This window comes from bacterium (genome assembly GCA_013360215.1).
Classification (GTDB): Bacteria; CLD3; CLD3; order SB21; family SB21; genus JABWCP01.
On the sequence record JABWCP010000013.1, the window covers coordinates 18,735 to 31,093 of the forward strand.

The 12,359-nt window shown below is 42.7% G+C and carries 14 protein-coding genes; 8 read left to right on the forward strand and 6 right to left on the reverse strand.

The genetic code is table 11. The features are described 5' to 3' along the window. Positions 1 to 106 precede the first annotated feature (106 nt). Positions 107 to 2,473: a TonB-dependent receptor gene (locus tag HUU58_09625; GenBank protein NUN45932.1), complete on the forward strand. Its 2,367-nt coding sequence runs from the start codon at positions 107 to 109 to the stop codon at positions 2,471 to 2,473. A gap of 143 nt (positions 2,474 to 2,616) precedes the next feature. Here HUU58_09625 and HUU58_09630 read toward each other — a convergent pair whose 3' ends face one another. After that, entirely contained in the window at positions 2,617 to 3,507 is an 891-nt protein-coding gene (locus tag HUU58_09630) for a bifunctional metallophosphatase/5'-nucleotidase (GenBank protein NUN45933.1), read from the reverse strand. Between the two features lie 230 nt (positions 3,508 to 3,737). Between HUU58_09630 and HUU58_09635 the strand changes: the two genes are divergently transcribed. The 6 genes from HUU58_09635 to HUU58_09660 all read left to right on the forward strand — a co-directional run bounded on the left by HUU58_09635 (position 3,738) and on the right by HUU58_09660 (position 8,054). Beyond that, on the forward strand, positions 3,738 to 4,244 hold the full coding sequence (locus tag HUU58_09635) for an outer membrane beta-barrel protein (protein NUN45934.1): 507 nt from the start codon (positions 3,738 to 3,740) through the stop codon (positions 4,242 to 4,244). A 284-nt stretch (positions 4,245 to 4,528) separates the two neighbouring features. Then, the gene (locus HUU58_09640; protein ID NUN45935.1) at positions 4,529 to 4,945 is read left to right on the forward strand and encodes a hypothetical protein; all 417 of its coding nucleotides are present in this window, start codon (positions 4,529 to 4,531) and stop codon (positions 4,943 to 4,945) included. 392 nt (positions 4,946 to 5,337) lie between these two features. Beyond that, the gene (locus tag HUU58_09645; GenBank protein NUN45936.1) at positions 5,338 to 5,604 is read left to right on the forward strand and encodes a hypothetical protein; all 267 of its coding nucleotides are present in this window, start codon (positions 5,338 to 5,340) and stop codon (positions 5,602 to 5,604) included. A gap of 216 nt (positions 5,605 to 5,820) precedes the next feature. Next, positions 5,821 to 6,015: a hypothetical protein gene (locus HUU58_09650; GenBank protein NUN45937.1), complete on the forward strand. Its 195-nt coding sequence runs from the start codon at positions 5,821 to 5,823 to the stop codon at positions 6,013 to 6,015. Positions 6,016 to 6,208: 193 nt separating this feature from the next. Continuing rightward, on the forward strand, positions 6,209 to 6,406 hold the full coding sequence (gene rpsU / locus HUU58_09655; protein NUN45938.1) for a 30S ribosomal protein S21: 198 nt from the start codon (positions 6,209 to 6,211) through the stop codon (positions 6,404 to 6,406). Positions 6,407 to 6,482: 76 nt separating this feature from the next. Next, complete coding sequence (locus HUU58_09660; protein NUN45939.1) at positions 6,483 to 8,054, forward strand: hypothetical protein; 1,572 nt, start codon at positions 6,483 to 6,485, stop codon at positions 8,052 to 8,054. Between the two features lie 9 nt (positions 8,055 to 8,063). Here HUU58_09660 and HUU58_09665 read toward each other — a convergent pair whose 3' ends face one another. After that, positions 8,064 to 9,074 carry a DUF2914 domain-containing protein gene (locus tag HUU58_09665; GenBank protein NUN45940.1) on the reverse strand — a complete coding sequence of 337 codons (1,011 nt, stop codon included), beginning with the start codon at positions 9,072 to 9,074 and terminating at the stop codon, positions 8,064 to 8,066. A gap of 197 nt (positions 9,075 to 9,271) precedes the next feature. Beyond that, positions 9,272 to 9,706 (reverse strand): DUF2569 family protein, encoded by a 435-nt coding sequence (locus tag HUU58_09670; GenBank protein ID NUN45941.1) that lies wholly within the window; start codon positions 9,704 to 9,706, stop codon positions 9,272 to 9,274. A 155-nt stretch (positions 9,707 to 9,861) separates the two neighbouring features. Between HUU58_09670 and HUU58_09675 the strand changes: the two genes are divergently transcribed. Beyond that, positions 9,862 to 10,608, forward strand: a complete 747-nt coding sequence (locus HUU58_09675) for a hypothetical protein (protein NUN45942.1) — start codon at positions 9,862 to 9,864, stop codon at positions 10,606 to 10,608. A 57-nt stretch (positions 10,609 to 10,665) separates the two neighbouring features. Here the strand turns inward: HUU58_09675 and HUU58_09680 are convergent, their stop codons facing one another. The 3 genes from HUU58_09680 to HUU58_09690 are packed head-to-tail and all read right to left on the reverse strand — an operon-like array spanning position 10,666 to position 12,339. After that, complete coding sequence (locus HUU58_09680; protein ID NUN45943.1) at positions 10,666 to 10,875, reverse strand: hypothetical protein; 210 nt, start codon at positions 10,873 to 10,875, stop codon at positions 10,666 to 10,668. Between the two features lie 5 nt (positions 10,876 to 10,880). After that, entirely contained in the window at positions 10,881 to 11,309 is a 429-nt protein-coding gene (locus HUU58_09685; protein ID NUN45944.1) for a hypothetical protein, read from the reverse strand. 40 nt (positions 11,310 to 11,349) lie between these two features. After that, positions 11,350 to 12,339, reverse strand: coding sequence for a xanthine dehydrogenase family protein subunit M (locus HUU58_09690; protein ID NUN45945.1), 990 nt, complete (start codon positions 12,337 to 12,339; stop codon positions 11,350 to 11,352). Between the last annotated feature and the right edge of the window lie 20 nt (positions 12,340 to 12,359).

A 12,359-nucleotide genomic window follows, 5' to 3' on the forward strand; every position in this document is an offset into this window, starting at 1 on the left:
AATTTTTACCTCATAACTAAACAGTGTTTATAAAAAATTAATAGACAAATCATTTTTTAATAGATAATTACACATAAAAACTAAACATCATTCAGAAAGGGCTATTATGAAACGTGTTATTCTCATTTTGAGCGTATTGTGTATTGCGCATTTGGGCGCGCAAGAAAAAGGTACCATAAAAGGTAAAGTGTTAGATGCTGTCGGTAAACAACCTTTAGCGGGCGTATCAGTGCGTATCGTGGGCAGCACAACGGGAGCCATCAGCGATATCAATGGCGTTTATACTATTTCCGGGTTAAGTGAAAACGTGTATAAATTGCAATTGGACTACATTGGTTACCAATCGCACTTTGAAACCGATATTCGTGTCGTTCGGGGAAAAATCACGTATGTGCGCGAGATTGAAATGCAGGAGTCATCCATTGCCGGGGAAGAAATAACCGTCGAGGCCTCGGGGTTTGAGCAGGATAAATCGGCACCGGTATCCAATTATAATTATTCACGTGAAGAGATTCGGCGCAGTCCCGGAGCTACCGGAGACATTTTTCGTGCGATCGAAACCTTGCCCGGTGTGAGTTCGTCCGGTGGTGAGTTTTCAAGTTTCTCCGTTCGTGGCGGAAGCCCACGGGATAACATTGTTCTCGTAGATAACATTCCGTTTAGTAAAGTCTCTCATTTTGACGGGGGCACCGAAGAGCAGGAAGCGCAGGGCGGGCGATTTTCCATATTCACGCCGGGGTTGATCGAGTCGGCTAATTTTCAGGCCGGCGGGTTCGGCGCGCGTTATGGAGGTAAAAATGCTTCACTCGTTGATCTGCACATCAAAGAGGGAAATCGTGAAACGCCGACGGTCAATGGTACCTATGACGCGATCGGTTGGGAAATCAATTATGACGGACCGTCGTATATTCATAAAAAAACGAGTCTTCTTCTGAGCGCACGTCATCAGGATTTTAATAATATTCTGAAATGGACCGGTCAAAAAGATCTCGGCCATCCGCGCTATACCGATATTATCGTAAAAACGACGACAGACATCGCATCGGCACATAAGTTGTCCTTTCTCGGCATTTATGCGGATGATTTATTTGATCGAAATCTGTCGCACGTATACGAAAGCAATAATCTGTATGGCAATGACTTAGCTGAAGGCGGTGAAACAAAATATCTGATCGGGCTCAACTGGCGCTGGCTTACCGGTAAAAAAAGTTTTATGGAATCGGTCGTTTATTACGGTCACAGGGAAAACCCGTTTAAAAGCGGAGTCGCCTATACCGACGCAACAAACGGAATCGCCCCTGCGCGGTCCGAAGTGAGAACGCGGGATAATATTTATGTGTATGATTTCAACGAACAACAGTTGGGTGCTAAATCGCAATTTACATACCAGGTTTTCACTCATCTTACAGCTATGACCGGCGTAGAAATCAACCGCTTTAGCATGGATAATACGCTCAAACAAAACGGTTGGGATACGACCTTTGTGTACGATAAAGATGATTACCGTTCAGATATATCCCAATTGTATCTTGTGCGTGACCCGGCAAGGACGAGTTATGCGAACAAACAGACACGCTATCAGAGTGCAGGATTTTTAGAATTAAGTTATTCGCCGGACAAAAAAATTACACTCAATCCGGGGGTGCGGTATGAATACAGTACGTTCAATAGACGGCACGCCATTTCGCCGCGCGTGAGCATCAGTTATGTTTTGAGTGCGCGAACGACGCTCAATGGCGCTACGGGCTTGTATTATCAAGCGCCGGAGCTGGATGTTACGGGTAGTGATGCGCGAAATAAGAGTCTTAAAAATCAGAAAGCATTGCATCTCATTGCCGGTGGTACACGTTATCTCGGTAATGATGTCAAACTTACGATCGAAGGGTATTATAAAAAACTTGATCATCTTATCGTAAAACCGGATCGTACATCCAATCTGCGTACCAATCAGGGCGAAGGTTGGGCACGCGGGGTGGACATCGGTCTTGTCAAACGGTTTGCACAACGGTGGTATGGCCAGATCAACTACTCACGTATGGCAAGCCGTCGCAATGACCACAACGGTGAAGGATGGTACAATTCGGATTTTTCTCAGCCCAACATCTTCAATGTTTTATTCGGGTACGAATTTAACAAAGAATGGTCATTTTCGACGAAATGGAAATACGCGACGGGTCGCCCGAAGGACACGTATGTGATTCACGAAAATGTATTTAATGATACGGATCATATGCGTTACAGCAAAGAGATCATTCGTAACAACGGGGATCGTCTGGATGATTTTCACACATGGAATGTTCGTGTGGATTATCGGAAGCAAATCGGACGTTTTGCCGTGGTAAGCTTCGTGGATATTCTCAATATGTACGGCCATCTCAATGTTAACGAGGAGTTTTTTCAGTATCAAAACGGAAAGTTGGACAAACGCGGATTTCGTGTCGCTCCGACGATGGGCGTAAAAATAGAAATGTAGTTTTATATTTTATATGTTATAACGAATAAAGATTGCCTCAAAAAAGTTTAGATGGATCTATTCATCATTGGACCCGAAAATTTGATGAATTGTTTGATGAGTAGATGTGTGTGTAACGGATTGAGGCAATCTTTTTTTTTAAATTACTTCTTATTCGCTTTCTTAAAACGTGTAATCAATTTTTTCATCTCTGCATCTTCCGTGATATTTTCACTCAATGTGTAAAACCGGTTAGTGTGGTTTATTATTTTACCGGATTTCAAATACAATGTAAGCTTTCCGACTTTAGTGCCATTGCCGCCGGCTTGTACGATATACCTGTTTTCGTCGACGATAGGTTCTTCGATTTCAACCTGATCGTGTGCACCGACGATCATATCAATATCCGGAAAATCCGATAAAATCAACTTGTCTTCTTCTGAACCGGCATGAGACAAAACAATAAGAATATCCACTCTTGAGCGAATATCTTTTATTACTGCATTCAAACGTTCTCTTTCATTGACAGAGTGTACTCCGGGTTGCTTGTTTTTCGGAAAATATCGAAACGCGGAAAATGGTGTATAACCGATGATTCCGATCTTATAGTTCTCTCTAGTTACGATCTGATAAGGTTGAGCAATGGGTCGGTTATCATGCCAAAGTGTAGATGAAGTCAATGGTAACTTAGATCGGGATACGATACGTTCAAAAAAATCGTATCCATTGGCAAACTCATTATCACCCGGATTTACAGCATCATAGGAAAGCAATTCGTATAATCGTATCGTCATAGAATCCTGCTGAGGAGAAAAACCAAATTGATTTAAAAAATCTCCGGCATCTACAAAAATAACCGCTCTCTCGTTTTTCCTTATGTTATCGAATATAAGCTTTCTTCGTGCAAGCCCACCCAAAGGTTCCTCTCCGCAATCGCATGCTTCGATATATCCGTTGGTATTATTGGTATAAACAAAAGAAACAGAATCCTGAGCCACTGCGCTATAAGATAATAGTAACGGTGCGATGATATAAATCAGGATAAAAAAAACCATGTCGCAATAGCGCGACGGACTGATACAAGTGTATTGGTACATTTTTGCGACGCTTAATATAATGTTACAATTGAAATCTATAATTTATAACACTTAAAAGTAAATCATTTTTTGGCATAAGACTTGATACATTTGATAAGTGTTATCGGTTCTTCACATTTTAAAAATCACATAGTTACTTAAAAAAATCGGTTCTCTTTTTTATAATAAACTAAATGTAGGAGTTACACATGAAAAAATTAGTTGTTCTCGCTTTGTTAGTTATGCTAGCCACAGCGATTCAAACCAATGCACAAATGAAAGCCGGAAGTATGCGTCCCGCGTTGGAGTTGAATTTTGGAGGTCTTGGTCTTGGTTATGGTGCCAGCTTCGAATATGGTATCACAGACAAAATCAGTGCACGCGCCAGCGCAAATATTTCAAGTTACAAAACCGGCGGTGATGAATGGTCATTGATCCCCATTGATGCGGTTGGTGTTTATAATGTTGATGATAGTAAGTATGCCATGCTGGGCGTTACGTGGACAACTTTCTCAGTTGATCCGAGCATTGGAAAAAAGGAAAGTTCTTCGTCGTTCGGCGTAGTTGCTGGTGGAGGTTATCGCTATAAACTCAATGATAAAATTTCAGTCAACGGAGAAGGAAAGTACCGTGTGATCACACTTGAATCAGGTGCTTATAAACTTTCTGTAGCATGGTACACTGTCGGCGCAGGCTTCTCTTACGCTTTGAATTAACTTATCCAGACTTCAGGTATTTCAAGCCTCGCTGACTGTTGGCAGCGGGGCTTTTTTTTTAATATGTTCAAATCTACATAATTTTCGAAGCAAACATCGGTGTGGTGTAGATCAATGAAGAGATTCTCCCTCTTCGAAATTATCTGGCAAAATATCATACCATGACAATAATCGGTTGAGGTAAAAATTCATGTTGTTTTTTAAACTAAAAACTAATAAATGTGTCGCGTATTTTTTATCTCTAATCTCATGGTGTGTCAATTTCCAAAAAAAAGGGAGTATTTATGGTAGCAAAAGCATTGATTCCACTAATAGTGATAACAGCGTTGATTGTGATTTCATGTTCGGAGGATGATTCGATCGGGGACGAGGGTTCTCTCACGGCACTTGATACGGTAAATGTGTCCATTTCCAAAGATTCGACTTGTATTGTAGCATTAATAGTGAAAGCGACTGTAACCATTACGAGCAAAAAAACCGGAATACCGGTATCCGGATTTTCAGTTAATATAGAATCCAAAGCTTATTACCGTACAGCTTGCGGATCGCCGGGATCGCCTGATTTGGCTGATTATGCTAATGGTAGCGGAACTACTAATGCATCAGGTAAAGTAACGATTGATTTGATTTTTGCTCCTTCAAGCTACGAAGGCGGTATCTATAAATATAAACATGTAGATTACGTCAGAGTAAAACCTTAAATGTCTTACTGCAAAGCAAACTTTAAATTCCACTTGGAGAGGGTTTCACAAGTGGAATTTTTTTATTCAGAAAATCGAATTAAGAAAAGATGTTACGGTCAAATAAATCGTCGCTTAAAGATGATGGTGAGTAAATGCAGCGAAAGTAGTTTCTTGTGCTGATTTAAGACAACCGTCTCCCGTGAAGATAGAAAAGTTGCGATTTATCTCACACCCATCGTCATTATTTGGGCCTTTGTTCAAAAATCCTCGTTTTAAAGGAAGCTTATGAATTTCCTTTTTTAAACGATATTTCTATGGAGTCACGACTTTTAATAAAAGATTGAAATTCTTTGCCATTTATCTTAATCTGTGGGTGCGTAGTTAAATCTCTAAAAAAAATGAGGAATTCCATGAAACACTTACTTTCTTTTATCGCAATTGTATTGATGTCTATGGGGCAAATAAGTTATGCACAAGACAAAGGTAATCTTTTGATTTCAGGTGCTTTCAGTTACAATGTTTCAGAAACTATACCCGAAGAACTTTCTTTTCTAGGAGAAAATTTTAGTGGGGGGGTATACCAATACGAGAATAGTTTTGATGCCGCGCGTAGGTGTTTTTATCACGCCGAACATGGCATTAGGCATTGGTATCGGCTATCAAAACACAAAAGTTGAATTTGAATATGATACGGAAAAACAAACAACGTCAGATCCACGCATTGTAATCCAACCTTTTGTAACAAACTACCACCATTTAAACGACAACGCGAGTTTTTTTTCGACGCCTCAGTTTTTTATAATTTTGGAACCAGCAAGTTCACTTATACAGACGATGATTATCCGGAAGACAATGAATCCGAAAAATTGAAGAACGTATCATACGGTATTAATTTGAGCCCCGGTATCGCTTACAAACTTACAAATAAAGTCGCGCTTGAGCTAACAATGGGACGTGTTTACTATAGTAAATCTGAAGTAAAACCTAAAGGAGCTCCCAGTTCGTTAGCGATCAAAAACAAAAATTACGGATTGAATCTTGATTTGAAACATGTCGAACTTGGTATTGAGCTTTATCTTTCACGCTAAATTGAATTATTGCTATTCGTTTGATACATACTACGCACCCGGCTTAGCCGGGTTTTTTATTTGACCAACATTTTCCTTGCTTTCAGTGATAAAAAATATATATTTAGCCCATATTAGCTATTATCAGCTCTTATATTTTTAAGTTTATTATTTACAATTACTTAATATAAAAAGCTAAACCAAAGGATACCTCATGATCACCGTCCAAGTCGGCGAAAACGAACCTTTTGATAAAGCGCTCAAGCGTTTTAAACGTAAATGTTTACAATCCGGTCTTATGCGCACATTGCGCGATACAGCGCACTATGTGAAGCCGAGCGAACGCCGCAAAGCCGATCGTATGCGTGCTATCCGTAAACAAAAACAGATTCAGGCCGAAGAAGGCAACTAGTCTGTTTGCGAAGTAGTTTTCAAAAACCATCCCTTTTCGGGATGGTTTTTCTTTTTATATGACGAAAGGAATGGTCATGAAAAAAATGATGTTATTGTTCCTAGCGGCGAGCCTTACCGTTTCGGCTCAAACCACACGTCAGGTGCTAAAGCCTGTCAAAGTGGATATTTTTAAAAACGGGAACGGTTTTTTTGTCGCCGAAGGAAACCTCAGTATGAGTAGCAGTGAAGCGCAAATCACAGATGTGCCCCGGACCGCGTTTGGAACGCTGTGGGTAGGTGCTATGGACAAGAACATTCAAATATCCGGTTTACGTGCGATCGAAGAAAAATTTGCTAATCGCCGAGATCCTGCTTCATTGTATGAAATATTAATCTCCAATATCGGCAAACAGGTGATATTTCGCCAAAGCGGGGAAAAGGCAATTGAATACACAGGGATTTTAGAGCGTGTCATAGGCGAAGTATCGCAACCGGTTATTGTATTGCGTACGACCAAAGGGACGATGATATTAAATACGTGGTATGCGATGCATGCCGAGTTTCCGGAGTCTTTTCAGAGTACGTTTTCCGATACGACCAAAGCGATGGCGCTGCGCATAAAGACCAATAGTGCAGCAAATGCCGCACGATTTCAAATGGTCTATTTTCAAAACCAGATCGGGTGGACGCCCAGTTACAAGATAGATCTCGTTGATGATAAAAACGCGCAAATCATCTTATCCGGCACGGTAGTCAATGATATCCAGGATATTGAAAAAGCCGATGTTAACCTGGTCGTAGGTTACCCGCATTTTGAATTTGCCAACACGTTATCACCGCTTACCACACCGATGCCGATCAGTGATTTCCTGTCTGCGTTAGGTTATGATGCACGTCGCCCTGATTTTGATAATTATGGTAATCGGATGATGGCCGCGCAAGTTGCTCGTTATGAGATGAGCGCAGGACAAGCCGATGCGGGCAATTTTACACCTGTCGGAGGTACGACTGTAGAAGACCTTTTCTTTTATAACTTACCTGATTTTTCACTGAAAAAAAATGAGCGCGCACAGATCAATATTTTCTCGGCTACGGTGCCTTATCAACATGTCTATGAAGTAACGCTCCCTAATGCATTTAATATACAAGAGGGGTATCTCTACGATAAAACCCCGGCACGCAAAGAGCCTTACGAAGTGTGGCACTCCATTCGTTTAGAAAATAAAACAGCTATGCCGTGGACGACCGGTGCCGCGCTGACCATGCAAAACGGCAAAGCTTTGGGCCAGGATATTTTGCAGTACGCACCGGCCAAATCAACAACCCACGTCAAAATAACGACCTCGCCCGATATCTATGTTACGGAAGAGGAACGTGAAACAGAGCGCAAAGAAGATCAGAAAAAAAAGGATGGGTATTCGTATGATCTTGTTACCATATCCGGCGAGATCAATCTGAACAACTACAAAGATAAAGACGTCAAACTCAAAATAACGCGCCCCATAACCGGTAAACTGCGCGAAGCAACGGCCGAACCCAAAAGTAAAGTCAACGTTAAGTCAGGAAGTGCGATCAATCCCGAAACAACATTGACTTGGGAGGTTAATCTGAAAAAAGGCGACGCCCGAAAGATCACGTATACTTACGAAGTGTATCTCAGACGATGATTTAAAAAATCAGTTAACGGTAAAGTCCGTCGCGCGGAGCAATCGCCCTTGTGCGTCCACAATTTCAACCTTCCAGCTTCCTTTGCGTCCGCTGACGGTACGAAATGCATAAGTGCGCATGGATTGTGATCGGATGTCCAAGGGCACTTCACCGAGGGAGTTTCCATTGTGAATCCATCGCACTTTGACGGTTTTTCCCTGGCCTCCGTTGACGCGCAGCCAGCAATAAATTTTTTCTGTAGTCGAGGAAGAGAAAGTATCTGCCACACCGGTAATTTCCATATTCGCTACGCCGGTTCCGATTCGCAAAGATTCCACCAGCATACCGTCAATCGTATTGCCGCCGGCAGGCGTTGATTGGGTTTCAGATGGTGCTGCATTTTTATTAGTAGTTGCATTGCTGTTATTGGCTTTTACAGACGTATTATTGCCTGTATTCGAAACTGCATTTGTAACCGGGGCAACATTGGTACTTGTCACGGTTTTTGGTTTAGGGGTCGGTTTGTCTTCGCCTAATTTGGAGTTAGCGCGTGTGATACCATAGACACTGCGCAAATCGTAAGGCAGGTAACGTGCGGGTTGTTGCCGGTTTTCGCCGCCGTAACTCAGCATCAAAGCCAGTTTGTTTTCTTTATCTATCCATTCTACAAAAATAGCACTGTGCTCAATATCTCCATAAGAATGATTGATATAATACAACCAGTCTCCGTTTTTGATTTTTTCAATATCAACAAAAGGGCCGGCTTTGACCGACTTGAAAACAGTTTCGCGTTTTCCCCACACATAACCCGCACGATCAAAAACCGCATTGGCATAATCCCAACAACTGCCCGGTAGTATTTCCGCATTGGTCAATGTCATCGTTCGGCCGGTCTCTAGTATTTTTTTTCCGTCCGCTGATGCAGTTTCTTCCGCTTGGGTCAGCATCGCCGTATAATCGCCCGTGTCGTAATAATCCTGTGAACAGATGGAGAGCGAAATACCCGTGAAAACAAAAAGATAGGGGATAATTTTAAACATACCGCTATTCCTGCGTTTAAGGTGTATGAAATGAAATTTAAAAAATGAGAAAATGGTGAACCGTAAAATAATACAGACAGGAAGATATAAGTCTGTCTTTAGGACACACGTAAGATAGGACGAATCGGCGTGATTCGCAATTTACAATTTAGAGATATGTACAGGCTTACTCAAATCGTCGGTAGCCGAGTGAATGCCTAATTAAACGTGTCTTTCACTCTTTCGGACTTCATCAAATATAAAGTCCATACGATGAACATCATCGCGCCTATTACAAATTCGGCCAAACGTACCGATGAGGCATTATGATTTGTATCTGAACTCAACCACTGTGCTGATGTACCGACCAGACCGACGAAAACCAGATTGACCAGTAAAAGCATCATGATCATTATTGGGGTGCGACGATCCATTCGGAAAAAATAAATCGGCACCATGATCGCATAAACAAGATAGCAGAGCGTAACGGTGACTTCTGCGTACGCAAGGTAGTTGGATGCCAAGACATTCGCAGCGGGTAATGACACTTGTTTGAGTGCGATCAATATACGAATCGGATTAATCAGCAGAAATAAACCTAATAACCATAACCATCCTCCGATACGATGCGGATATTTGATAGTATGCTCCATAAGACACCTCCTTCACAATCAAAGTACAGTGTAGCCTTTGGCGGAGCAATGACGGAGGTCAGTAGCGGCGTATTTTTTATCGACATGCGTATGGTTTCATTTATAGGATGGATTATAATTTTTGATTCCGTAAAAATTTCCATTATCTTATCCGTATGCGTAAGACGTGGATAATTATAACTATAGCGATTTTAGCGTGTTCGCCGGAAAGTGGATCGCCGCCCAATGAATCGCCATTGGTGACGCGTATACTCGCACCTGCCGTCGTAGGGTTGACAGATACAGTAAAAATTTATACCTATGATGCCGATGAGAGCACGCTACAGATTGAAGCTAAAATCTTTGATGGTGACGGCCAAGTGCTATCGGATGTGTGGAAAACGAATTTGCATGACGACGGTCTTGCCGGAGATGTGAAGGCCAATGACGGCAACTATATCGGAGTGATCAAATCGCAAGCTCTTTTGGATCACAACAGCGGTTTTTTTGAATTGCAAGTCATCGTGACAGAAGCGAAGAGCGGAGCGACGGACAAGCAGTCGGTGTTTATAGAACAGAATCCAAATCGCACGCATCCGCCTGAAGTTATCTTAGTGACGGCTCCCGATACGGTAAACCCAAGTCTGGTGAGTGAATTTTTAATAACCGTTACGGTTTCCGATCCGGACGGTTTGGGTGATATAGCATCCGTGACGCGTACGACGCCAAGCAATCTGGTTTTAGCCTTACGTGATGATGGTGTGAACGGAGATGCGACGGCACATGATGGTGTTTACTCAGAAAGAGTTTCGGTCAATCCTTCACCGCCAGCGGGGAGTTATACATTTACATTCAAAGCGACCGATCGGATCGGTCTTCAAAGCGCCGCGATCCCAAAAACGATAGTCATTATTTCAAATTAAAATCGCAGCCTCTGCCGTATAGTTTATCAAAACGTATCTAAAATCCACATCCTTACATCAAAGCGTTACATCTTCAAAACAACTTCTTCCGTGCTGGCAAGTTTCCGGCGCGACGTAGGAGCCATCCGGCCCGGAAGTCAACATCGTTCGCAAACACCAGTACTGCGCTGTAGCTGAAGCATCCGTTCGCCATGCGTCATGATGATCCGGTTCCGTAACGTAAGCGGTTTTAGTGCGAATATGTTTACAATCTGATCGTGCGTTCATTTTGATTAAAAATTAAGTTCCTGATTTTTTTTGTTAACGGCGCGCTGTAAGGTGATATGACCAAGTAATGCGCAGGGCAGGTAGGTGATAAAATTGGCGACCCAATATTGAATAGGGTGACTGATCATGAGCATACCGATGACACCGAAAACCACATAAAATGCAGCGACAATGATCGCATTACGGTAACCGTTTTCCGGTGCAATCCAGGACGCTACGAGACCGCCCATAAAAGAACCCAGCGCCATACCCGCCACCGCAAAAAGAAATGCGCCTAAGGAAAGTGTTCGCAAGTGCGCTTCCAGCGTTTCAACGCTGTTAGGATTGAAATCGGCGGGGGGAGGATATATCGTGGCACCGACGTTTTGAACGATAGTCACCATTACGATCACTGTGATGATACCGCCGATAACGGAAAAAATATTTTTAGCCATAAAACCTTTCGTGGTTGTTTGATGTAAAAACTAATACAGTTTATCGCAAAGGATCAATACCGACCGCAAAACACAAAGCACGTCGGATCACGGTTTCCAATACGGAAATTTTGTACGCATTTTTGGATAGCGGCGTCGCGTTTGATAAAGCTTTTTTCGCGGCGCGCGCGGCAGACTCTTTGGTGATTGTCTGGCCGATGAGAAGGTTTTCAGCATCGGTGCAACGCCAGGGTATCGGAGCTGCTGCACCCAGCACGATGCGCGCCGATCGGCAGATGTTGTTTTCGATAGCGAGTGCAACGGCAACTTCCGCGATCGGCCAATCAAACGATTGTTTTTCGTTTTGTCGAAGATAAAAACTGATCGTGCCTTTCGGCGGTTCGGGTATGTATATTTCCGTGTTGACTTCACCGGGTTGGAGCGCGTTCTCTTTTGTAATATCGTTCGCCGGAGTAACAAAAAATTGATCCATTGCAAGTTCGCGTTCGCCTTTGGACGATTTTATTTTCAGGCGAGCATCCAACGCTGTCAAAGCCACGGCCGGCGACGAGGGATGAACGATAACGCAGCCGTCGGTATTTCCAAAAATCGCGTGATACGTGTTTTCACCGTTCATCGCGTAACAGATTTTTCCGCCTTTGCGTGTACAATCAAATTCGTGACTTCTAAAGTACCAGCAGCGTGGTCTTTGGCAGAGATTGCCTCCGATCGTAGCGGTATGGCGGATTTGTGGTGTCGCCAAACTTGCACAAGCCTGAGCTAAAGCGCGAAACGGGCCGGAGTAAATATTATTTACGTTGGAAATATCCGCTATCGTAGTGCCGGCTCCGATGGATAGATCATCATCCAGGGAAATTTTTTGTAGTGCCGAGATTTGGCGCAAACTGACTAAGCGCGAAGGCGCTGTCAATCCTTCTTTCATCAAATCGATAATGTCCACGCCGCCGGCTTTTATCGTGGTGTTCGGTTCTTGAAGTACGGGCAAAAGTTTGTCTAAACTTGCACTCTGTAGGTATTCAAATTTATTCATATGTACAAACCTTTTGATCT